Raw genomic sequence first — 21,369 nt, 5'->3', positions numbered from 1 at the left:
GTAACCGAAGGAGGCATCATGCGCGAACCCGAGGGTGTGCTGGACGCCCGCTACAGCAGCCCCGGCACCCGGGCCCACGACTGGTCCGAGGCGGAGAAGCTGCTCACCGGCGCCGAGCTGTTCTGGCTCTCCACGGTTCGGCCGGACGGGCGGCCGCATGTCACCCCGCTGCTCGCGGTGTGGCACGACGGCGCCCTGCACTTCTGCACCGGCCCCGGCGAACGCAAGGAGCGCAACCTCACCGGGAACCCGCACGTCGTCCTGACCACCGGCACCAACGGCTGGGACAAGGGGTACGACCTGACCGTCGAGGGCGAGGCGGTACGGGTCACCGACGACGGCCGGCTGCGCGAGCTGGCGGCGGCCTGGGCGGCGAAGTACGGCCCCGTCTGGCACTACGAGGTGGCCGACGGCTGCTTCCACCACGCGCCCGGGCCGGCCCTGGTCTTCGCGGTGCGGCCCCGCAAGGTCCTCGGCTTCGGCAAGGGCGAGCCGTTCGGCCAGACGAAGTGGACGTGGCCCGACTAGGCGTCCTGCGGGAGCAGTTCACCGGCTCTTCATCCGTCTGGCCGGGCGCGGTGGGACAGGGGATAATTGGCGTGTGCATGCTCTGTCCGTACCGCCACCAGTCCCTCCCTTCCCCCACCACCGGAGGTTGATGTGTCCGGCAGTTCCGCACGTTCGGCCATGCTGCGCCGAGCCCGTACGACGGTGGCCTCCGCCACCGCCTTCACCGCGGCCGCGATCGGCCTGTGGACCGGGCTCGGCGGCACGTCCGCGCACGCCGCGAGTGCCGTACCGACCCCGGACCACGTGATCGTCGTGGTCTTCGAGAACCACGCCTACAGCCAGGTCGTCGGCTCCTCCAGCGCCCCGTACATCAACTCGCTGGCGACCGGCGGCGCCAACCTGACCCAGATGTACGCCGAGACCCACCCGAGCCAGCCGAACTACTTCGCCCTGTTCTCCGGCGCCACCCAGGGCATCACCGACGACGGCTGCTACACCGCGGGCTTCTCCTCGGCGGCGAACCTGGCCTCCGAGCAGCTCGCGGCCGGCCGCACCTGGGCCAGCTACAACGAGACCCTGCCCAGCCAGGGCTCGACCACGTGCAGCAGCGGCAACTACGCGCGCAAGCACAACCCGTGGTTCGGCTTCAGCAACGTGCCGACGTCGACCGCGAAGACGTTCGCCCAGTTCCCCACCGACTACACCACCCTGCCCCAGCTCTCCTTCGTGACCCCCAACCTGTGCAGCGACATGCACGACTGCTCGGTGTCCACCGGTGACACCTGGCTGAAGAACAACCTCGGCGCGTACGCGACCTGGGCCAAGACCCACAACAGCCTCCTCGTCGTCACCATGGACGAGGACAACCGCCTGGCCGGCAACCGCATCCCGACGGTCCTGTACGGGCAGCCGGTCAAGGCGGGGTCGACCTCCTCCACCACCTACAACCACTACGACCTGCTGCGCACCCTGGAGGACGGCCAGGGCCTGAGCGCGCACGCGGGCAACGCGGCCTCGGCCGACGACATCACCGGGATCTGGGCGTCCTGACGTGTATGTAGCGGACAGCCGCGCGAGCACTCCCGCGGCGTCCGCGGAAGGTACCGCCCGGCCGGTGACAGCCGGGCGGTACCGCACCGCGGTCGCTCCCACCGTCCTCGCCCTCGGCACGGTCAGCCTGGTCACGGACGTGTCCTCCGAGATGGTGACCGCGGTCCTCCCGCTGTACCTGGTGACGGGCCTGGGCCTGTCCCCGCTGGGCTTCGGGCTCCTGGACGGCGTCTACAACGGCTTCTCGGCGGTCGTACGCCTGGTCGGCGGCCACCTCGCCGACCGCGGCGGCGGCCGGCACAAGTGGGTGGCGGGCGCGGGCTACGCGCTCTCGGCGCTGTGCAAGCCCCTGCTGCTGATCGCCCACACCCTGACCCCCATCGGCCTGGTCCTCGCGGCGGACCGCACGGGCAAGGGCCTGCGCACGGCTCCGCGCGACGCCCTGATCTCCCTCTCCAGCACCCCTCAGACCCGGGGCCGCGCCTTCGGCGTGCACCGGGCGATGGACACGGCGGGCGCCCTGCTCGGCCCCCTGGCGGCGTTCCTGATCCTGCGGGCGACGGTGGACGGCTACGACGCGGTCTTCACGGTGAGCTTCTGCGTGGCGGTGGTCGGGGTACTGGTCCTGGTGCTCTTCGTACCGGGTGAACGCTCTCGTACGGCCGACGCGGCGGCGCGCCCCACGCTGCGCGCGGCCGTGGGCCTGCTGTCCAACCGGGACCTGCGCCGCATCACCGTCTGCGCCCTGCTCCTCGGCCTCGCCACGGTGAGCGACTCGTTCGTGTACCTGCTGCTGCAACGGCGGCTCGGCGTCCCGGACCGCTGGTTCGCCCTGCTCCCCCTGGGCACGGCGGCCGGGTTCCTCCTCCTGGCCGTCCCCCTGGGCCGGCTGGCGGACCGCTGGGGCCGCTGGCGGGTGTTCCTGGCGGGTCACGGAGCCCTGTTGCTGACGTACGCGTCGCTGCTCACGTCCTGGCACGGCACGGCGCTGCCGTACGTGGTCCTCGCCCTGCACGGCACGTTCTACGCGGCGACCGACGGGGTCCTGATGGCGGCCGCGTCGGACAGCGTGCCGGAGGCGCTGCGCTCGTCGGGCCTGGCGCTGGTCCAGACGGGCCAGGCGGGGGCGCGTTTCGCCTGCTCACTGGCGTTCGGGGCGGCCTGGACGCTGTGGGGCGACCGTACGGCGCTGAGCGTGTCGGCGGTGGCCCTGGCGGTGTGCGCCGCGTACGCCCTGACCCTGCGCCCCTTCCGGAAGGCTGCCGTATGACCCTGAGGTCCCGCATCCTGATCCTCGTCGCGGCCCTGGCCGCGCTGGGGGCGACAGCCCTGGCCTCCGTCCTGCACGCGTCGGCGCGGGCGGAGCGCCGCGACCACACCCAGGCGGGCGGCCCGAAGGTCACCTCGGGAACGGTGACGCTCACCACCCCCGGCAACATGATCTTCCGCAACATGGCCTGGGGCCCGCACCGGGACGAACTGACGACGACCCCGGCGACCGACCCGGCCGGCCCGCGCACGGCTTCCGGCGTGAAATGCCTGCGCTTCTACGCCGCTTCAGGCACGGGAGTGTGCCTCCAGGCCGTGCACGGCCCGGTCTCGGACACCTACCGCGCCCTGATCCTGGACGCGAAGCTGCACACGCGCGCCCACTACGACGTCCCGGGCATCCCCTCCCGCGCCCGGGTCTCCCCCACCGGCCACTACGCCGCATGGACCGCGTTCGTGGGCGGCGACTCGTACGCGGGCACGAACTTCTCGACGCGTACGGCCATAGCCGACACGCGCACGGGGAGACTGATCCCGTCCCTGGAGGCGTTCCGGATCGTCAGGGACGGCCGTTCCTACCAGTCCGCGGACGTCAACTTCTGGGGCTTGACCTTCGCTTCGGACGACGACACCTTCTACGCGACCCTGGCGACGAAGGGCACGACGTACCTCGTGCGCGGCAGCCTCCGCACCCGCACGGTGACCACGCTCCACCCGAACGTCGAGTGCCCGTCCCTCTCCCCCGACGGCACGCGCATCGCCTACAAGAAGCGCGTGAAGGGCCTCCCCAAGGACTCCCCCTGGCGCCTGTACGTCCTGGACCTGAGGACGATGCGCGAGACACCGCTGGCGGAGACCCGAAGCGTGGACGACCAGGCGGTCTGGAAGGACGCGCGTACGGTCGTGTACGCGCTGCCGGGCGACTACGGGGCGGACCTGTACGAGGTACCGGCGGACGGATCGGGAAAACCGCGGCGGATCAGCGCCTCGGCGGTGTCACCGGCGTACGTCGGTCCGTAGCCGCCCGGGTGAATGTGGGGCCCTGTCCCGGGCGGTTGCGACTCGAAGGCGTCCGCCGTGGGGAGGCACTTCCCATGCCTGTGATCTTCTTCGACATCGGGGCGACCCTGGCGGAACCCCGGCTGAACCCGGACGGCTCCCTGGCGCTCCGTCCCCTGCCGCGTGTCCTGGCCGTGCTCGACGACCTCGGCGAGCTGCGCCAGGGCATCATCTCCAACCCCGGGACCCACCAGGGTGACGCCGAACGGGTGGCGGCCGCGCTGCACGAGGCGTTCCCGGGCCGCTTCACCGACGTGGCCCTCGTGCACTGGGGCGCGAAGGACAGCCGCGCCCTCTTCGACCGGGCCGTCGCGAGCGCCGGTGGGACGGCCGACGGCTGTGTCTTCGTGGGCGAGGACGCCCGCGAGCGCGCGTTCGCACGGAAGGCGGGGATGCGTACGGCGGCCCACCCTGTGTTCACCCGGGCCGCCACGGAGGACCGTCCGGTGCTCCGGGCCCGGATCGAGTCGCCCGCCGGCCCGGACGGCCCGGATCTGGACACGGCCGTGGACGCGACCGAGGCCGTCGTCGTGGAGGTCGTCTCCGAGCGCCTCGCGCTCGCCATGGTGACCACGCGGGGCGCCGAGGCGCTGCAGCGGGCGGGGTTCACGGTCGACCTGCGCGGGCCGGTGGACACCACCGGTGACGGCGTGCGGGCCGGCGAGGAGCCGGACGTGCTCGGCGGTGCGGAGCCGGACGGGGACGCCGAGCGGGTCGCGGCCGAGAAGTTCGTCAACGACCTGCTGGCGCGCGGCGAGGCGGTGTTCGAGGGTGAGGAGCCGACGGCGGATACGACGCATGTCGTCAGGCGCGAGGACGACGGGCGGCTGACCGCCCGCCGTCTGCGCTTCTTCGGCTGACGCCGAAGCTCTCCCGGTGGATCAGTCGAACAAGCGCCGGACCAGGGCGAGGCCCTCGCCGGTCGAGCTCCGGGCGATCTCGTGGGTCTTGATCCGCGACGGGCTGTTGTCGACGACCGCCGAGGCGGTGCGGTACTCCTCGGGGACGTCGACACGGCCGCGCCGGACGAGGTCCTCGAGGAACGACGTGGCGACCCGGTCGGGGTCGGCGGGCCGCAGTGAGCCGCCGGCGGGGTCGGAGGCCGCGATACCGAACCGTCGTTCCTCCGCCGGGGCGGACAGGGTGATCGGCTGGTTCAGGCCGTACGTCGCCCCGTGGACCGTGACGGGCATCAGCCCCTCCTCGTCACCGCCGCCCGGCGTCGCCTCGGCCATGCCGACGCTCCGGCGCGACACCTCCGACTCGGTGATCGACGTGGCGGCCTCCAGGGAGAGGATGCCGTGCCGGACGAACGCCGAGCGCAGGAACGGGCCGTAGCGGCCGCCGTTGCGGCGCTGGTCGGCGGCGATCATGTGGCCGGCGACCTGCGCGTAGTAGGCCGACACCACGGGCGCGGCGACGACGGCGTCCACCAGCAGCTGCCCGGCGATCTCGACCGCGAGGCCCAGACCGGCCTGGTCCTGCAGGTCCTGCTGCCGGAAGATCCCGGCGACGCATTTCAGGAAGGCGCCGCTGAACACCCGGGAGAACGAGTGCGGCTCGCTGGACAGCATGTTCGCGGGGCCGCTCGGCGGCAGCAGCACCGGGTCGCGGTAGAAGAAGCTGTTCGACATGTTCCGCAGGCAGTCGGGGTCGACCCCGCCCGGGTGGGCCTGGCGGATGGCCCAGCCCAGTTGCTCGGCCATCCGGGACACCCGCGAGGAGACTTCGAGGTCGCCCTGGGTCTCGGCCAGGACGGAGCTGCGCAGCGACTCCTGCCGGAGTGCCGACACCAGCGCGCTGATGTCGCCGAACGCCTCGTGCAGGGCGGCCGCCTCCGCGCTCGACGCGCTGAACAGCCGGGGGCGCAGGGCGTCGAGGATCGCGTGTCCGGCCTCGTGCCTGACGACGTCGCCGCTCTCACACGAGGCGACGGTGACGCCGGCCACCGTGCGGCGGAAGAACCACAAGCCCCTGCGGTCGTAGAAGGCGTTGAGGTCGTTTCCGGCGTCGAGATGGGCGGTGAGGGCGCGGCCGACCGTCGGGTGCCAGTGCGTGCCGGTCGGCACGAGCGGGCCCCAGGCCTGGCATGCGCTGCTGAGCGCGTCGGCCGCGACCCAGTAGCGGAACGCCTCGGTGCCCGGTCCCGCGCTGTCCGGCTGCGGTGCGGTCTCGGCGATGGCGGCGGGGAAGGGCTGGGTGTCGAGCTGCGGAACGGCATGCGGCACGGGCATGTTGACGTGCCCGAAGGATCCGGGGTCCTCCTCGTACACCAGGATCGTCGGGATCGTGGATTGCTGTTGCTGCACCGTCACGGTGCCTCCCTGAAGGCGGGATGGATCACGGGTGGTGGAATCCCCCCACAGGGAAACTGGCCAGAAGTCCCTCGTGTTCAGTACGGGGTCCCGGCAACCCGGTGTCAATTCGAACATCCCGGCCCGAACCCGCCGAACGAGTGACGGCCCCCGTGGCCGCGAGAGCACACGGGGGCCGTCGACACCGGCTCGGGCCAGGACGGTGACCCGCCCTTGCCGGCGACCCGCCCTTACAGCACCGGCAGGTTCTTCCGCAGCTCGAACGCGGTGACCTCGGAGCGGTACTCGTACCACTCCTGGCGCTTGTTGCGGAGGAAGAAGTCGAAGACGTGTTCGCCGAGGGTCTCGGCGACCAGGTCGCTGCGTTCCATCAGGGTGAGGGCCTCGCCGAGGTTCTGCGGGAGGGGCTCGATGCCCATCGCGCGGCGCTCCGCGTCGGAGAGGGCCCAGACGTCGTCCTCGGCGCCCGGCGGGAGCTCGTAGCCCTCCTCGATGCCCTTGAGGCCGGCCGCCAGCAGGAGGGCGTAGGCCAGGTACGGGTTGGCTCCGGAGTCGATGGAGCGGACCTCGACGCGCGCCGAGCCGGTCTTGCCGGGCTTGTACATCGGAACCCGGACCAGCGCGCTGCGGTTGTTGTGACCCCAGCAGATGTAGGAGGGGGCCTCGCCGCCGGCGCCGGCGGTGCGCTCGGAGCCGCCCCAGATGCGCTTGTAGGAGTTCACCCACTGGTTGGTGACCGCCGAGATCTCCGCGGCGTGCTTCAGCAGGCCCGCGATGAAGGAACGGCCGACCTTGGAGAGCTGGAACTCCGCGCCCGACTCGTAGAACGCGTTCCGGTCGCCCTCGAAGAGGGAGAGGTGGGTGTGCATGCCCGAGCCGGGGTGCTCGGAGAAGGGCTTCGGCATGAAGGTCGCGTGCACGCCCTGCTCCAGCGCCACCTGCTTCATGACCAGGCGGAACGTCATGACGTTGTCGGCCGTCGACAGCGCGTCCGCGTACCGCAGGTCGATCTCCTGCTGGCCGGGCGCGCCCTCGTGGTGGGAGAACTCGACCGAGATGCCCATCGACTCCAGCATGGTGATCGCCTGGCGGCGGAAGTCCATGCCGACGTTGGTCGGGGTGTGGTCGAAGTAGCCCGAGTTGTCGGCCGGGGTGGGGCGGGAACCGTCCATCGGGCGGTCCTTCAGGAGGAAGAACTCGATCTCCGGGTGGGTGTAGAAGGTGAAGCCCAGGTCGGAGGTGCGGGCCAGCGCACGCTTCAGCACGTACCGCGGGTCCGCGAAGGACGGGGAGCCGTCCGGCATGAGGATGTCGCAGAACATGCGGGCGGTGCCGGGGGCCTCGGCGCGCCACGGGAGGACCTGGAAGGTGGACGGGTCCGGCTTGGCGATCATGTCCGACTCGTAGACCCGGGCGAAGCCCTCGATCGCGGAGCCGTCGAAGCCGATGCCCTCGTCGAAGGCCTGTTCCAGCTCGGCCGGGGCCACGGCGACGGACTTGAGGAAGCCCAGCACGTCCGTGAACCACAGGCGTACGAACCGGATGTCCCGCTCCTCCAAGGTCCGGAGCACGAACTCCTGCTGCTTGTCCATCTTCCGCTTCCCCATCCTTGCTGGTCAGGCCGCCTGTTCCCGGTCCCACAGGAGGCGGTCGGGCACCTGAGCATCACACCACAACAGCATTTCATGCGCGTTGCGGACCATGATCGCCCCGGCGTCCTCGGCCTGAACGGCTCCCGTACGGCAGGTGTACCGCCCTGGCGCCCATCTTGCCTGCTCGCACCGACATCCGTAATGGCCGATCCGATTCCGGCGCACGTCACACCCGACTCATGAAGATGAATATCAGATGCAGACCCACTCGATGCCCGGTGCCTGGCGCGGGCCACACCCCACACCCATGCGCGCCCCCGCGTTCCGATTATCGGTTTCCTGTCGAATCACCGGCATTTCCAGGTCTTTCCTGTGTCCTCCCTACGACCGGCCCCATCTCCCCCATTACGATCAGCGGGCCCCACCTTCCACGTCCCTTTCCCCCAGAAGGACACATCCCATGGGTTCCGCGAAGAAGAGCAACAGCGCCGAGCGCAAGGCGCGCATAGAGGAGATGCGGCGCGCCGAGCAGGCGCGTGAGCGTCGCGGCCGGATCCTCACGATCGCCGCGAGCGTGGTGGTCGTCGCCGGCCTCGTGGTCGGCGGTGTGGTGCTGGTGAAGAACCGGTCCGGTGACGACACCACGGCGGCCGACGCGAAGACCTCGGGGCACTTCGTGACCGGCAAGGACGGGGTGAACACCTGGAAGGGCACGCTGGGCCGGACGCACGTGACGACGACCGTGCACTACCCGACCGAGCCCCCGGTGGGCGGCAACCACAACCCGGTCTGGCAGAACTGCAACGGCGACGTCTACACCGAGGCGATCGACAACATGAACGCCGTGCACGCGCTGGAGCACGGCGCGGTCTGGGTGACGTACAACAGCAAGGCGAAGAAGGCCGACGTCGACGCGCTCGCGGCGAAGGTGAAGCAGACGCCGTACACGCTGATGAGCCCGGACGACAAGCAGAAGGACCCGATCATGATGACGGCGTGGGCGCACCAGCGCACCGTGACCGGGGCCGACGACCCGAACGTGGGCAAGTTCTTCGAGGAGTTCGTGCAGGGCAAGCAGACCCCCGAGCCGGGTGCCGCGTGCACGGGCGGTAAGGGCCAGTGATGCGGTCGGTGCTCATCGCGGGCTCCGCGGTGGCGGTGCTGGTCGCGGCCGGCGCGATCACCTACGCGGTCGCGGGCGAGGACGGCGACGGCGGTGGCGTTACGGTCCCGAGCGCCGACTCGGCGGACGCGGGGTTCGCGCGGGACATGGCGGTCCATCACCAGCAGGCCGTCGAGATGTCGTACATCGTGCGCGACCGCACGAAGGACACCGACGTACGGCGCCTCGCCTACGACATCGCGCAGACGCAGGCCAACCAGCGCGGCATGCTGCTGGGCTGGCTGGACCTGTGGGGGCTGCCGAAGGTGTCGGCCGATCCGCCGATGACCTGGATGGGCATGGGCGACATGGCCTCCGGCAAGGACGGTGCGCTGATGCCGGGCATGGCGACCAACACCGAGCTGAAGAAGCTGGGGACACTCAACGGCAAGCAGGCGGAGATCTTCTATCTGCAGCTGATGACGGACCATCACAAGGGCGGTATCCACATGGCCGAGGGGTGTGTGGCCAAGTGCACCGTCACGGTGGAGAAGAACCTCGCCCAGGGCATGGTGGACGCGCAGCAGTCGGAGTTGACGACGATGGCCCAGATGCTGAAGGAGCGGGGCGCCGAGCCGCGCGCCTGAACTGGCGTACAGGGTGGGGGATTTGTCGACTTAACGGCACCGCAAGGGCTTACGGGCAATCGCAATCGATCCGTAACGTTTGGTGCGGCGTCGAAATCCGGTCAAAAACCCCTAATCAACGCCCCCTTGGGGTTTCCTTGGCCTTTTCATTCCCCTGGCATGAACAGTTCACCGTAAGAGTGACGTCCATCGTGTGATCCATTCACGGGCCGTTCCGCCGCCGGCCTCCCGATGATCACGCCTGACCGACCACTCCATGCGTCGAACCGCATAGCAGGGGGCAGTATGAGATCGAACCGTGCCAAGGTGCGGGCCAGCGTGAGCATGGCAGCGACACTGCCGATGATCGCCGGCGCGCTCGCACTCGGCATACCCGCGGCCCACGCCGCGGACAGCCCGGCCCGTGACACCCTGAAGGGCACCAAGCCCACCTGGGCCACGGCCAAGGCGGACAAGGGCGCCACCTCCGACAGCGCGCAGGTCAAGGCCCGGGTCTACCTGGCCGGCCGGAACGCCAGCGGCCTCGCGGCCTACGCGAAGGCGGTGTCCGACCCCAGCTCGCCGTACTACGGCAAGTACCTCAGCGCCAAGCAGGCGCAGGCCCGCTTCGGCGCCACCGCGGCCCAGGTGAAGGCCGTCAAGTCCTGGCTGGCCGCCTCCGGCCTGAAGGTCACCGAGGTCACCCAGCACTACATAGCCGTCGCCGGCGACGTGTCCACCGTCGAGCAGGCGTTCGGCACCCAGCTGCACAACTACGCCAAGGGCTCGAAGACCTACCGCGCGCCGGTGAAGACCGCGTCGGTGCCGGCGGCCGTGAGCAGCTCCATCCTCACCGTCACCGGCCTGGACAACGCGCCGCACAAGGCGACCCACGACGACACGCTGCCGCCCCCGGCCGGCGTGTTCAAGAACTCCGGGCCGTTCTCGTCGTACTACGGCTCGAAGACCGCGACCACGCTGCCGGACGCGTACGGCACCAAGATCCCGTACGCCGTCGAGGGCTACACCGGCAAGCAGCTGCGGGCCGCCTACGGCGCCGGCAAGTACACCGGCAAGCACGTGCGCGTCGCGATCACCGACGCGTTCGCCTCGCCGACCATCGCCTACGACGCCGGCACCTACGCCAAGGCGCACGGCGACGCCGCGTGGAAGACGAGCCAGCTGCACCAGGTGCTGCCCTCGAACTACACGAACACCGGCGCCGACGAGTGTGACGCCTCCGGCTGGTACGGCGAGGAGACCCTCGACGTCGAGGCCGTGCACGCGGTCGCGCCGGACGCCGACGTCACCTACGTGGGCGCCGCGTCCTGCTTCGACAACGATCTGCTGGACTCCCTCAGCAAGATCGTCGACAACCACCTGGCCGACATCGTCTCCAACTCCTGGGGCGACATCGAGGCCAACCAGACCCCGGACCTCGCGGCCGCCTACGACCAGGTATTCCAGCTGGGCGCGGTGCAGGGCATCGGCTTCTACTTCTCCTCCGGTGACAACGGCGACGAGGTCGCCAACACCGACACGAAGCAGGTCGACACCCCGGCCAACTCCGCCTGGGTGACGGCGGTCGGCGGAACCTCGCTGGCCGTCGGCAAGGGCGACAAGTACCTGTGGGAGACCGGCTGGGGCACCGAGAAGGCCTCGCTGTCGGCCGACGGGAAGAGCTGGACCGGCTTCCCCGGCCCGTTCACCTCGGGCGCGGGCGGCGGCACCAGCAAGACGGTGAACGAGCCGTCGTACCAGAAGGGTGTCGTCCCGGACGCGCTCGCCAAGGCCAACAGCGCCTCCGGCAACCGCGTGGTCCCGGACATCTCGGCGATCGCCGACCCCAACACCGGCTTCAAGGTCGGCCAGACGCAGACCCAGGCGGACGGCACCGAGGCGTACAGCGAGTACCGCATCGGCGGCACCTCGCTGGCCGCTCCGGTCATCGCGGCGGTCCAGGCCCTCGCGCAGGAGGCGGGCGGCGGCAAGGCGATCGGCTTCGCCAACCCGCTGATCTACTCCAAGTACGGCACGAAGGCCTACCACGACGTCACGGACAAGCCGACCGGCAAGGACCTCGCGGTCGCCCGCGTCGACTTCGCCAACGGCTACGACGCCACCGACGGCCTGCTGACCTCGGTCCGCAGCCTCGGCAAGGACAGCTCCCTGTCCGCGGTCAAGGGCTACGACGACGTGACGGGCGTCGGTACCCCGGCGAACGGCTACGTGGAGTCGTACAAGGCGCACCGCAAGCACTGATCCGCTGCGCGGCTTGACTAAGGGGCGTGGGGTCCTTCTCTTCGGAGGCCCCCACGCCCCTTTGCGTTACGCCGACTTGAGGGAGGCTATGAAGGGGGCCCAGGCGGTGGCGGGGAGGAGCAGGGCGGGGCCGTGGGGGGCCGCCTTCGAGTCGCGGACGGGGATGAGGCCGGGGACTCCGTGAGCGACTTCGACGCAGTTCCCTCCATCACCGTTGCTGTAACTGCTCCTGAACCAGAGCGCGTCACTCAAGTCGACTCGTTTGCTTGCCATTTCGGTAATCCTCTGCCGCTGCCTTGATCATGGCGAGGGACGTGTCTGGTGACAGCGCAACGGCCCTGAGCCGATCGTATGCCTTGCGGTACTGACTCACGAGGGCCGGATCGTCGATGGTGTCCCCGCTGTACGACGCCTCGACGTACAGCAGTGGTGGGGCGTCCGGGAAGGCCATGATCGTGATCGAAGCGGCCATGAGGGGATACGCGCCGCAATTCCGCGGAACGATCTGCGGAGTGATCCTGCGTCGGTCCGCCAACTCCGTGATGCGGTCAAGCTGCGCGGTCATTTCCTGCGGCGGCACGATGGCGTCCGTGAGAAGCGACTCGTGCAGGACGGCCCAGTACTCCGGAACCAAGTGGCCGTCGTCGAGGAGACCGGCACGATCGAGCCGGGCCTGCACCTTCTCCTCGATCCAGTCATCGGACGCCGACGGATGGGCAGCCTGAACCAACGCCCTTGCGTACGGGGCCGTTTGAAGCAGCCCGGGGAACGTGCTGGGGCACCACTCCTCGATCGACTCCGCGTGCCTCTCCGCCTCCAAGACCTTCTCGAAGTACGCGGCATGCGGCCCTCTTCTCGCCCTCCGCACATCCTCGCAATGCCGCTCGAAGTACCCGTCCGTCCCCAGCACCCGATCCACATGCCGGGCCAGTTCCAACGGCATCCGGCGCTCCCCGCGCTCGATGTCACTCAGGTGGGACTTGCCGTAGAAGCTGCCCTCGACGAGCTTCTCCAACGACAGTCCCGCCGCCTCCCGCTTCCACCGCAACTCCTTGCCGTAGAAGGTCGGGACGCTCACCGAGCCGTCGATGTCCTTGCGCCGCACCACGTGCTCACCGCCGTAACTCACCGGGCCGTTTCCGCAGTTCGCGTCGCGGACGCGAATGCTCTTCCACGGTAGCGAGCCGATCGACAGCCTGTGAGGTGTTCGTCACACACCGCACAGGAAGTTGCCCCCTCTCATGCCCGACCACTCCCCCACGGCCTACGACGTCGCCCTGTGCGTCGAGGACCTCCGCACCGCCCTCGCCGAGCACGGCATCACGCTCCCATCGCTCCGAGTCGATTTGCCGAGCTTCGCGGGTACGTACACCCCACCCGCCGGCCTCGTCGCGCTCGGGAACTGCAACACGGCCACGGCCCGGGCCCTCGCCGCCGCGCTCAGGATGACGGCGGCGGCAGAGCGATGACGCACCTGGAACTCCACCTCCTGGCCACCCCGAAGGCCGCACCGGAACTGCGCCACTGGCTACGCGGCCACGCCTTCGAAGTACGGCTGTGCGCAACGGAGTTGCTGACGAACGTCATCGACCACGTGGGCGAGGGTGCCCCCGTGACGGTCCGTGTCATCCCTACGGCATCCCCCGACCACACCCGTATCGAGGTGACCGACCCCGCCCCCGGCGCATCGCCCGTCCTGCTGTCCGCCACCGCAACGGAGGAGTCCGGCCGCGGCCTGGCCCTCCTGGACGCGCTTGCCGACCGGTGGGGCGTGGAGCAGGGGCAGGACCGCAAGACGGTCTGGTGCGAGCTGCGGAACTGAGCCGCGCCGAAGTCGCCGAGGGGCGGTTGATGTGAGCAGACGCCGACACGTTGCCGTGGGGCCGCCCGCTTCGTCTCAGTGTCGCGCTTCCGCGAGCCGGGTCAAGGGCGCTGCGTTCCGCTCCACTCCGCGTCGCCTTCGGCGATGACCCTCCGGGTCACCCTTGACACGCCTCGCTCCAGCACGGGGAAGAAGCGAGCGGGCGGCCCGGGGAAAGTGGCCGACTCAGGCCCGCCGACCCTTCGCGCCGGCTGCGTTCGCGCGGCGGCTTGGGGCGCGGTCGCGTCTCGCATGGACGCCGGGTCGGCTTGGCGGCCGTCGGAGGGTGGGGCGTGGGGAGGCACGGGCGCGGGAGGCACGCCCGGAACCACTACCGAAGGCCTACCCGGCCATCTCATCCGCCCCTCTGCTCGCAGAGATACGGGAATTGGATGATGTGTGCCACCTCCGCGCCGGACGAGCCACCCAGACCACGGATTCACTCCAGGCGCCTGGCACAAATCCGCCAATCGCCACACAAGGCCGGCCGCTCGCCGCTTGGCCCTCCCGGCGTGCAGGCGAGACGCGACTGCGCCCCTCCGCCGACGGCATCTTCGCAGCGCACCCGGCGGGCAGCGCCGGGCGGGGCCACCGCTCCTTCGGGCCGCTCGCTCGCTTCTTCCCCGTGCTGGAACGGACCGGGTCAAGGGGCGGCCGCAGGCCGATCGCCGTCAGGCGACGCGGAGTGGAGCGCAGCGGAACGCAGCGCCCTTGACGCGGGCCGTGGAGGCACGACAATCACAGGAAGCGAGCGGCCTCACAGCAACCTCTCGGCCAAGGCACGCCGTGTCTCCCTCGACCACGGAGGGTTCCGCGGAGTCGTCCGCGGCGACAGGGGCCGGTCGACGACGGTCTGGCTTCAGAGGTGACGAACGCGCGGGTCCATCACCTCGGCCAAGGCGTCCGGTCGGCCAGGGCGTCCGGTCAGCCAAGGCGTCCGGTCGGCCAGTGCGTCCGGTCGGAGTGTCAGGAATGCACCGGCTCCGTAGCCTCCGGTACGTGGGAGGCGACCACCCGTTTCCGGCCGCCCGTCGACGGGGCATCCCGCCGCCGGTCCACCGCGAACGCCACGCTCGCCACGCCCAGGCCCAGGACCGCGAGCGCCGCGCCCGCCAGCGACGGGGAGGTGACACCGAAGCCCGCTGCCAACGCCACGCCGCCGATCCAGGCGCCGCCCGCGTTCGCGAGGTTGAAGGCCGCCTGGTTGGCGGAGGAGGCGAGGGAGGGGCCCGCCGCCGCGCGTTCCATGACCATCAGCTGGAGCGGGGAGCCGGTGATGAAGGCGGCCACGCCCAGCAGCGTCACCGCCAGGGCCGCGCTCCACTGCGCGTGCATGAGGACGGGGAAGAGCAGCAGCACCGCGACCATGGAGGCCAGGCCGCCGAAGAGCGTGCCGCGCATCGCGTGGTCGGCGAGGCGGCCGCCGATCAGGTTGCCGGCGGTGGCGCCGACGCCGAAGAGCGCCAGCAGCAGGGTCACGTCGGAGTCGGCGTACCCGGCGGAGTCCGTCAGCATCGGCGTGATGTAGCTGTACGCGGAGAAGAGCGCGCCGAACCCGACGACCGTCGTGGCGAGGGCCAGCCAGACCGGGAGGGAGCGCAGGGCGGTCAGTTCGCCGCGCAGGCCGGAGACCGGGGCCGGGGCGTCGGCCCCTCGGATCAGCAGCGCGACCGCGGCCATCGCGGCGACGCCGATCAGGCTCACGCCCAGGAAGGTCGCCCGCCAGCCCAGGTGCTGGCCCATGAGGGTGGCGACGGGAACGCCCGCGATGTTGGCGACCGTCAGGCCCATGAACATCAGGGAGACCGAGCGGGCCTTGCGCTCCGGTGCCACCAGGTTGGTGGCGACCACCGCGCCGACGCCGAAGAACGCCCCGTGCGGCAGGCCGCTCAGGAAGCGGGCGGCGAGCAGCCAGTCGTACGTGGGGGCCAGGGCCGACAGCGCGTTGCCCGCCACGAACAGGGCCATCAGGGAGATGAGGACCGTGCGGCGGGGCATGCGCGCGGTCAGCGCGGCGAGGAGCGGGGCGCCTATGACGACGCCGAGCGCGTACGCCGAGACCAGGTGGCCGGCGGTGGGGATCGATATGTGCAGGTCGTCGGCGACGTCGGGCAGCAGGCCCATCATCACGAACTCGGTGGTGCCGAGACCAAAAGCGCCGACGGCCAGGGCGAGCAGGGCCAGGGGCATGAGAGGGCTTTGCCTTTCGGGGAGCGGGGTTCCGTGCGGACGTATTTAAGTTCAGCTGCGGAACAAAGCATCCCAGGCCCAGTATTCCGGCAGGTTACAGTGCGGTGTCCGATTGTCCTTACAAAGGCGATCGCACCGGCCTGACCAGGGGCTTCTACGAATCCGATGTGGTCAGGTTCACACGGGCGGCGACGGGGAGGTGGTCGCTGCCGGTCCTCGGCAGGGTCCAGGAGCTCTCCGGCTCCACGCCCTTGACCATGATCTGGTCGATACGGGCCATCGGGAACGCGGCCGGCCAGCTGAACCCGAACCCGCTGCCCGCGGCGCCCTGCGTGGAACGCATCTGCGAGGTCACGCCGTTGAGGGAACGGTCGTTCATCGTGCCGTTGAGGTCGCCCAGGAGGATCACCCGCGGCAGGCTCTCGTCGGCGATGGCCTCGCCCAGCGCGTCCGCGCTCGTGTCCCGCTGCCGGGCGGTGAACCCGGCGTTCATCTTGACCCGCACCGAGGGGAGATGCGCGACGTAGACCGCGAGGGCCCCTTCCGGGGTGGCGACCGTGGCCCGCATCGCGCGCGTCCAGCCGAGCTTGATGTCGACGGCCTTGACGCCGGTCAGCCGGTACTTGCTCCACACCCCCACGGTGCCCTCGACCGCGTGGTACCTGTACGTCGCCGACAGCGCCTTCTCGTACGCCGGTACGGCCGACGCCTTCAGCTCCTCCAGGGCCACCACGTCGGCGCCGGACGCGGCGAGTTGCTCGGCGGTGCCGGTCGGGTCGGGGTTATCGGCGTTCACGTTGTGCGTGGCGACCGTGAAGTCGCCGCCGGTGCCGGCCTTGTCGGTGAGCAGTCCGCCGAACAGGTTCAGCCAGACGATCGCCGGGAGCAGGACGGCGATGAGCGCGGTCGCCGACTTGCGCAGGACGCCGAGCAGCACCAGCACCGGGATCAACAGGCCCAGCCAGGGCAGAAACGTCTCGGTGAGACTGCCGAGGTTGCCGATGGCGTTGGGGATGCGGGAGTGCATCAGCATCACGCCGGCCAGCAGCAGGGCGATGACGGCGAGGACGATGCCCCGGCGCCAGATGCGTGGGTCGTCGCGCCAGCCGGTCAGCAGGCGGTTCACCAGGCGCCGGAACCGGTCTCCCCGACGCTCGGGCCCCGAGCCGCCGTTGTCCGTCTCCGTCATGTACGCCTGCTGCGCCATACCGCCTGCCTCACAACCCGCCGTGCACACCGTCGTCCCCCGGGATACGACCCTAGGGGATGATCGGCTCCGATCCCGCCGTCACATGACGGCCGTACGGAAGACGAGGACGAACACACCGGCCGATAGGGTTCCGGTTACCGCCGGGTCAGGATGGACTGTGACGAAACGTGCACATTCCGCCGACGGCGACAAGAGCCCTCACGGCTGCGACGGCAGCTGCGGGTGCGGTGAGCTGACGGGCCGTAGACCGGCCAGTACCGAGTCGACGATCTGTTCGGCCAGGCCCTCGGGGAGCTCCGCGTCCGGGCGCAGAATGGCCCTGACCAACATCGGGCCGGTGAACATGTCGTTGGCCAGATCGATGTCGACGTCCGCGCGGAGTTCACCGTTCTGCTGGCCGCGGCGCAGCACCTCCTTGCCGAGTTCGCGCCGCGGGTTTATGACGTTGACGTGATAGGCGTTCCAGATGCGGGGGCTGCTCTTCATCTGGGCGAAGACGTTGTGCAGGATCGCCGACGAACGGTTCATCAGCCCCCGCTGCCGCAGCGCTTCGAGCATCACGACGAGGTCGTCGCGCATGGAGGTGCCGGGGAGTTCGGGGTCGGGGGGCTCGGCGGCGCGCATGACGTCGACGAAGAGCTCCTCCTTGCCGTTCCACCGGCGGTAGATGGTGGCCTTGCCGACGCCGGCGGTCCGGGCGATCCGCTCGATGGACAGCTCGGCGAGCGGAACGCCTTCCTCCAGGAGCTTCATGACCCCTTCCAGGATGGCGCTCTCCACCGCCTCGCTGCGGGGCCGGCCGCGGGCGGGACCCACGGACCGCGGCCGACTGTCGGCAAGCCTCACGTCATACCGTCCTCTCACTGGCTGCGGGAATTCTCCCGCAGCCCAAGCCTCCCCCCGTCGACCCGTGCTCTATCGTGCGTCCGCTCACTCCGCGGCGGCGACCAACTCCTGTTCCCGCTCGCCCTGCTGACCGGCCGGCGGCCTGCCCGGCAGGAAGAGGGCCGTGACCACGGCACCGAGCAGCGCGACACCCACACCGCACAGGGCGGTCATGTGCATGGCGTGCAGGAAGGCGTCGTTGGCGGGCGTGACCAGGGCCTTGCCCTGCGCCCCGAGCTTCTGGGCGACGCCCAGGGTGGCCTCGATGGACTCGCCGGCGGTCCCGCGCAGCCCGGGCGGCAGCGCGCCGAGCTTGCCCTCGATGCTGTTGCGGTACGACGTCGACAGCACCGAGCCGAGGACGGCGATACCGAGGGCGCCGCCGACCTGGCGGAAGGTGTTGCTGAGCGCGGAGGCGGAACCGGCCTTCTCCCGGGGCAGGGCCTGCATGATGACGACCGAGGTCGGCGTCATGATGTGCGCCATGCCGGTGCCCATCAGGAAGAAGACGACCTCAAGGAGCCAGATCGGGGTGTCGGCCTCGAAGGTGGCGAACATGCCCAGCATCGCCGCGATCAGCACCAGGCCTCCGGTGGTGGTGGCCCTGTTGCCGATCCGCTCCACGACCAGCCGGGCCCGCGGCGCGAAGATCAGCTGGGCGAGGGCCAGCGGGAGCAGCAGCAGACCGGACTGCAGCGGCGAGTAGCCGCGCACGCTCTGGGTGTAGAAGACGGAGAAGAAGGTCACGCCCATCAGCGCGAAGAAGACCAGCGCGATGGCGGCCATGGCGGCCGAGAAGACCTTGTTCTTGAAGTAGGTGACGTCCAGGGACGGATGGTCGCTGCGCATCTCGAAGATCACGAAGCCGACGAGGACCACGACCCCGGCGGCGATGGTGGCGAGCACCTTGGCATCGGTGAAGTCGGCCAGCTCGCCGCCCTTGATGATGCCGTAGACCAGCAGGACCAGACCGACGACGGAGAGCACCACGCCGACGGGGTCGAGGCGGCCCGGACGCGGGTCGCGCGAGTCGGGCACCAGCCACACCATCAGCGCGAGCGCGACGATCACGATCGGTACGTTCACGAGGAAGACCGAGCCCCACCAGAAGTGGTCGAGCAGCACACCGCCGGTGATCGGGCCGATCGCGATGGCGAGGCCGACACCGCCGGCCCAGATACCGATGGCCTTGGGCTGTTCCTGACGTTCGAAGACGTTCATCAGGACGGCGAGGGTGGCGGGCATCACGAAGGCGGCACCGAGGGCCATCAGGGCGCGGTAGGTGATCAGCTCGCCCGGGGAGCCGGACTCGGCGGCCAGGGCGGATCCGAGGCCGAACACGACGAGGCCGCCGATCAGCACCTTCTTGCGGCCGAGCCGGTCACCGACGAGGCCGGCGGTGAACAGCAGGCCCGCGAAGACCAGGGTGTAGGCGTTGATCGCCCACTCCAGCTGGCTCTGGGTGGCGCCGAGACCGACCGGGGCCGGGGTGGAGATGGTCTTGACGGCGACGTTCAGGATCGAGTTGTCGAGCACCACGATCAGCAGGCTCAACATGAGCACGCCGAGGATCGCCCAGCGGCGCCGGTGCACCTCCTCGGATATGCGCGGGCCGGTTGCAGCGCGGTCGGCAGGAGTTGTCATGACGACGAGCCTAGGCCCATTTCAATACGGACCCGTCTCGTATCTGAATTCCTTTACCGAGGCCTTACGCAAGGCGGGTGACCGATGGATCACACGGCGGTCCTCTGGCCGAGGACGGCACGAAGTGCCACCATGGAACCGATCCGGGGACACCGTCAGGGTGCCTCGAGATGATTTGAAGGAGCCGTTGCCATGACGCAGCTCTCGGCTGCCCAGCCTGTGCAGAACAGCCCCTCCGACGGCAGCAGGACGCTGTACGGGGGGAAGGGCACCCGCCGCATCACGGTCCGCGACATCGCCCTCGCCAAGGAACGCGGCGAGAAGTGGCCCATGCTCACCGCGTACGACGCGATGACCGCCTCCGTCTTCGACGAGTCCGGGATCCCGGTGCTCCTGGTCGGCGACTCGGCGGGCAACTGCCACCTCGGGTACGAGTCGACGGTACCCGTCACCCTGGACGAGATGACGATGCTGTCGGCGGCCGTGGTCCGCGGCACCCAGCGCGCCCTCATCGTCGGCGACCTCCCCTTCGGCTCCTACCAGGAGGGTCCGGCGCAGGCGCTGCGCTCGGCGACCCGGCTGGTGAAGGAGGCCGGTGTCGGCGCGGTCAAGCTGGAGGGCGGCGAGCGCTCGCACGACCAGATCCGGCTCCTCGGCGAGTCCGGCATCCCGGTGATGGCGCACATCGGCCTGACCCCGCAGTCCGTCAACGCGATGGGTTACCGCGTGCAGGGCCGCGGCGAGGAGGCGGCCCAGCAGCTGCTGCGCGACGCCAAGTCGGTCCAGGACGCGGGCGCGTTCGCGGTCGTACTCGAACTGGTCCCGGCGGAGCTGGCGGCCGAGGTGACCCGGATGCTGCACATCCCGACGGTGGGCATCGGCGCCGGCCCCGAGACCGACGCACAGGTCCTGGTCTGGACGGACATGCTGGGCCTGACCTCGGGCCGGGTGCCGAAGTTCGTGAAGAAGTACGCGGACCTGCGCGAGGTCATGGGCGACGCGGCCCGCGCCTACGCCGAGGACGTCGTCGGCGGAACGTTCCCGCTGGAGGAGCACTCCGTCCACTAGAACCACTGCGGAAACACCACGGCCAGCCCGCCGATCTTCCCCCGTCGGCGGGCTGGCCCCTCTTTGCGCCTAAACCGGCGCCGCTCTCGCGGAGGTGGTGCTCGCCGGGGGGGTTGCTCAATTGATGGTTGCGGTGGTCGTCGGGGGGTTCGTGGTCGCGGGCGGTGGTGGTCAACAGGGAGGTGGGGTCATCTCCCGGTGCCAGCGGATCTCGCCGTCGTGCCATACGTCGGTCGGGGTGAGGCCGGCGGCCGTGGCCACGGCGGCGGACGCGTGATGGTCGGGGTGGATGTGGGCGATGACGGTGTGTACGGGCTGCCGGGTGAGCCAGGCGACCAGGGCGCGGGCCGCCTCGGTGGCGATGCCACGGCCCTGCCACGGGGTCCCCACCACCCACGCGATCTCGGCGACCGGGCCGGCGACCGTCGCCTGCACCGTGCCCGTCAGACACGACTCGGCGCGGAGCCGGATCACCCAGTTCAGCCAGGAGACGGCCGGGTCGGGGGAGCCCGCGGTGAGGCGCCGGTAGCGCGAGCGCAGGGCCTCGGGGGTGTCCGGGGTGCCGCCGGTGAAGGTGTGCAGGGCCGGGTCGGACAGCACCGCGGCCATCTCCCCGGCGTGCCCGACGCGCAACGGCAGCAGCTCCAGCCGGTCGGTGCCGATGCTCCCAGCAGCGAGGACGGTCATGGCGGGCACGCTACGCCGCCCCGTGTCGGCGGCTCGTAG

At 70.3% G+C, this 21,369-nt stretch carries 20 protein-coding genes; 11 read left to right on the top strand and 9 right to left on the bottom strand.

Features of this window, described 5'->3' with window-relative positions; translation table 11 throughout:
• Nucleotides 1-18 precede the first annotated feature (18 nt).
• From ACGFZQ_RS29490 to ACGFZQ_RS29470, 5 genes are all read left to right on the top strand, one after another.
• On the top strand, nt 19-528 hold the full coding sequence (locus tag ACGFZQ_RS29490; protein WP_393842898.1) for a pyridoxamine 5'-phosphate oxidase family protein: 510 nt from the start codon (nt 19-21) through the stop codon (nt 526-528).
• 159 nt (nt 529-687) lie between these two features.
• Nucleotides 688-1,560 carry an alkaline phosphatase family protein gene (locus ACGFZQ_RS29485; protein WP_393843033.1) on the top strand — a complete coding sequence of 291 codons (873 nt, stop codon included), beginning with the start codon at nt 688-690 and terminating at the stop codon, nt 1,558-1,560.
• Between the two features lies 1 nt (nt 1,561).
• Nucleotides 1,562-2,830, top strand: a complete 1,269-nt coding sequence (locus tag ACGFZQ_RS29480; protein ID WP_393842897.1) for an MFS transporter — start codon at nt 1,562-1,564, stop codon at nt 2,828-2,830.
• Complete coding sequence (locus ACGFZQ_RS29475) at nt 2,827-3,849, top strand: TolB family protein (RefSeq protein ID WP_393842896.1); 1,023 nt, start codon at nt 2,827-2,829, stop codon at nt 3,847-3,849. Before ACGFZQ_RS29480 ends, ACGFZQ_RS29475 begins: the two co-directional genes overlap by 4 nt.
• Nucleotides 3,850-3,923: 74 nt before the next feature.
• The gene (locus ACGFZQ_RS29470; RefSeq protein ID WP_393842895.1) at nt 3,924-4,748 is read left to right on the top strand and encodes an HAD family hydrolase; all 825 of its coding nucleotides are present in this window, start codon (nt 3,924-3,926) and stop codon (nt 4,746-4,748) included.
• 21 nt (nt 4,749-4,769) lie between these two features.
• On the opposite strand, the gene ACGFZQ_RS29465 is transcribed toward ACGFZQ_RS29470, so the two are convergent.
• Both ACGFZQ_RS29465 and ACGFZQ_RS29460 read right to left on the bottom strand, forming a co-directional pair.
• Nucleotides 4,770-6,203, bottom strand: a complete 1,434-nt coding sequence (locus ACGFZQ_RS29465) for a hypothetical protein (protein ID WP_351732026.1) — start codon at nt 6,201-6,203, stop codon at nt 4,770-4,772.
• 230 nt (nt 6,204-6,433) lie between these two features.
• Complete coding sequence (locus ACGFZQ_RS29460) at nt 6,434-7,795, bottom strand: glutamine synthetase family protein (RefSeq protein WP_351732023.1); 1,362 nt, start codon at nt 7,793-7,795, stop codon at nt 6,434-6,436.
• A 460-nt stretch (nt 7,796-8,255) separates the two neighbouring features.
• On the opposite strand from ACGFZQ_RS29460, the gene ACGFZQ_RS29455 reads away from it, so the two are divergent.
• The 3 genes from ACGFZQ_RS29455 (at nt 8,256) to ACGFZQ_RS29445 (ending at nt 11,785) form a co-directional block, all read left to right on the top strand.
• On the top strand, nt 8,256-8,918 hold the full coding sequence (locus ACGFZQ_RS29455) for a DUF3105 domain-containing protein (protein WP_393842894.1): 663 nt from the start codon (nt 8,256-8,258) through the stop codon (nt 8,916-8,918).
• A complete protein-coding gene (locus tag ACGFZQ_RS29450; protein ID WP_351732012.1) occupies nt 8,918-9,544 on the top strand; it encodes a DUF305 domain-containing protein in 627 nt (208 codons plus the stop codon). The genes ACGFZQ_RS29455 and ACGFZQ_RS29450 overlap by 1 nt, the downstream gene beginning before the upstream one ends.
• Nucleotides 9,545-9,868: 324 nt before the next feature.
• Nucleotides 9,869-11,785: a protease pro-enzyme activation domain-containing protein gene (locus tag ACGFZQ_RS29445; RefSeq protein WP_393843032.1), complete on the top strand. Its 1,917-nt coding sequence runs from the start codon at nt 9,869-9,871 to the stop codon at nt 11,783-11,785.
• A 66-nt stretch (nt 11,786-11,851) separates the two neighbouring features.
• On the opposite strand, the gene ACGFZQ_RS29440 is transcribed toward ACGFZQ_RS29445, so the two are convergent.
• Complete coding sequence (locus tag ACGFZQ_RS29440) at nt 11,852-12,058, bottom strand: DUF397 domain-containing protein (RefSeq protein WP_393842893.1); 207 nt, start codon at nt 12,056-12,058, stop codon at nt 11,852-11,854.
• A complete protein-coding gene (locus ACGFZQ_RS29435) occupies nt 12,030-12,893 on the bottom strand; it encodes a helix-turn-helix domain-containing protein (RefSeq protein ID WP_393842892.1) in 864 nt (287 codons plus the stop codon). The genes ACGFZQ_RS29440 and ACGFZQ_RS29435 overlap by 29 nt, the downstream gene beginning before the upstream one ends.
• Before the next feature lie 133 nt (nt 12,894-13,026).
• On the opposite strand from ACGFZQ_RS29435, the gene ACGFZQ_RS29430 reads away from it, so the two are divergent.
• Both ACGFZQ_RS29430 and ACGFZQ_RS29425 read left to right on the top strand, forming a co-directional pair.
• The gene (locus ACGFZQ_RS29430) at nt 13,027-13,254 is read left to right on the top strand and encodes a hypothetical protein (protein WP_393842891.1); all 228 of its coding nucleotides are present in this window, start codon (nt 13,027-13,029) and stop codon (nt 13,252-13,254) included.
• Nucleotides 13,251-13,607 (top strand): ATP-binding protein, encoded by a 357-nt coding sequence (locus ACGFZQ_RS29425; RefSeq protein ID WP_351692675.1) that lies wholly within the window; start codon nt 13,251-13,253, stop codon nt 13,605-13,607. Before ACGFZQ_RS29430 ends, ACGFZQ_RS29425 begins: the two co-directional genes overlap by 4 nt.
• A gap of 1,005 nt (nt 13,608-14,612) precedes the next feature.
• Here ACGFZQ_RS29425 and ACGFZQ_RS29420 read toward each other — a convergent pair.
• The 4 genes from ACGFZQ_RS29420 to ACGFZQ_RS29405 form a co-directional block, all read right to left on the bottom strand.
• Entirely contained in the window at nt 14,613-15,836 is a 1,224-nt protein-coding gene (locus tag ACGFZQ_RS29420) for an MFS transporter (protein ID WP_393842890.1), read from the bottom strand.
• A 154-nt stretch (nt 15,837-15,990) separates the two neighbouring features.
• Entirely contained in the window at nt 15,991-17,043 is a 1,053-nt protein-coding gene (locus ACGFZQ_RS29415; protein ID WP_393842889.1) for an endonuclease/exonuclease/phosphatase family protein, read from the bottom strand.
• 201 nt (nt 17,044-17,244) lie between these two features.
• A complete protein-coding gene (locus ACGFZQ_RS29410; protein ID WP_393842888.1) occupies nt 17,245-17,892 on the bottom strand; it encodes a TetR/AcrR family transcriptional regulator in 648 nt (215 codons plus the stop codon).
• An 84-nt stretch (nt 17,893-17,976) separates the two neighbouring features.
• Nucleotides 17,977-19,575, bottom strand: a complete 1,599-nt coding sequence (locus tag ACGFZQ_RS29405; RefSeq protein ID WP_382526177.1) for an MFS transporter — start codon at nt 19,573-19,575, stop codon at nt 17,977-17,979.
• A gap of 192 nt (nt 19,576-19,767) precedes the next feature.
• On the opposite strand from ACGFZQ_RS29405, the gene panB reads away from it, so the two are divergent.
• Nucleotides 19,768-20,643, top strand: coding sequence for a 3-methyl-2-oxobutanoate hydroxymethyltransferase (gene panB, locus ACGFZQ_RS29400; protein ID WP_393842887.1), 876 nt, complete (start codon nt 19,768-19,770; stop codon nt 20,641-20,643).
• 171 nt (nt 20,644-20,814) lie between these two features.
• On the opposite strand, the gene ACGFZQ_RS29395 is transcribed toward panB, so the two are convergent.
• The gene (locus ACGFZQ_RS29395; RefSeq protein WP_393842886.1) at nt 20,815-21,330 is read right to left on the bottom strand and encodes a GNAT family N-acetyltransferase; all 516 of its coding nucleotides are present in this window, start codon (nt 21,328-21,330) and stop codon (nt 20,815-20,817) included.
• Nucleotides 21,331-21,369 lie beyond the last annotated feature (39 nt).

The organism is Streptomyces sp. NPDC048254 (assembly GCF_043201895.1).
Taxonomy (GTDB): domain Bacteria; phylum Actinomycetota; class Actinomycetes; order Streptomycetales; family Streptomycetaceae; genus Streptomyces.
This window is presented reverse-complemented; position numbering and strand designations above follow the sequence as displayed.

Excerpts from the sequence above, each read along its gene's own strand:
- ACGFZQ_RS29485 (WP_393843033.1), top strand. The coding sequence starts at position 688 with ATGCTGCGCCGAGCCCGTACGACGGTGGCCTCCGCCACCGCCTTCACC.
- ACGFZQ_RS29490 (WP_393842898.1), top strand. The coding sequence starts at position 19 with ATGCGCGAACCCGAGGGTGTGCTGGACGCCCGCTACAGCAGCCCCGGC.
- ACGFZQ_RS29455 (WP_393842894.1), top strand. The coding sequence starts at position 8,256 with ATGGGTTCCGCGAAGAAGAGCAACAGCGCCGAGCGCAAGGCGCGCATA.
- ACGFZQ_RS29445 (WP_393843032.1), top strand. The coding sequence starts at position 9,869 with ATGGCAGCGACACTGCCGATGATCGCCGGCGCGCTCGCACTCGGCATA.
- ACGFZQ_RS29425 (WP_351692675.1), top strand. The coding sequence starts at position 13,251 with ATGACGCACCTGGAACTCCACCTCCTGGCCACCCCGAAGGCCGCACCG.
- ACGFZQ_RS29405 (WP_382526177.1), bottom strand. The coding sequence starts at position 19,575 with ATGACAACTCCTGCCGACCGCGCTGCAACCGGCCCGCGCATATCCGAG.
- ACGFZQ_RS29420 (WP_393842890.1), bottom strand. The coding sequence starts at position 15,836 with ATGCCCCTGGCCCTGCTCGCCCTGGCCGTCGGCGCTTTTGGTCTCGGC.
- ACGFZQ_RS29450 (WP_351732012.1), top strand. The coding sequence starts at position 8,918 with ATGCGGTCGGTGCTCATCGCGGGCTCCGCGGTGGCGGTGCTGGTCGCG.
- ACGFZQ_RS29470 (WP_393842895.1), top strand. The coding sequence starts at position 3,924 with ATGCCTGTGATCTTCTTCGACATCGGGGCGACCCTGGCGGAACCCCGG.
- ACGFZQ_RS29440 (WP_393842893.1), bottom strand. The coding sequence starts at position 12,058 with ATGGCAAGCAAACGAGTCGACTTGAGTGACGCGCTCTGGTTCAGGAGC.
- ACGFZQ_RS29430 (WP_393842891.1), top strand. The coding sequence starts at position 13,027 with ATGCCCGACCACTCCCCCACGGCCTACGACGTCGCCCTGTGCGTCGAG.
- panB (WP_393842887.1), top strand. The coding sequence starts at position 19,768 with ATGACGCAGCTCTCGGCTGCCCAGCCTGTGCAGAACAGCCCCTCCGAC.
- ACGFZQ_RS29460 (WP_351732023.1), bottom strand. The coding sequence starts at position 7,795 with ATGGACAAGCAGCAGGAGTTCGTGCTCCGGACCTTGGAGGAGCGGGAC.
- ACGFZQ_RS29395 (WP_393842886.1), bottom strand. The coding sequence starts at position 21,330 with ATGACCGTCCTCGCTGCTGGGAGCATCGGCACCGACCGGCTGGAGCTG.
- ACGFZQ_RS29415 (WP_393842889.1), bottom strand. The coding sequence starts at position 17,043 with ATGGCGCAGCAGGCGTACATGACGGAGACGGACAACGGCGGCTCGGGG.
- ACGFZQ_RS29475 (WP_393842896.1), top strand. The coding sequence starts at position 2,827 with ATGACCCTGAGGTCCCGCATCCTGATCCTCGTCGCGGCCCTGGCCGCG.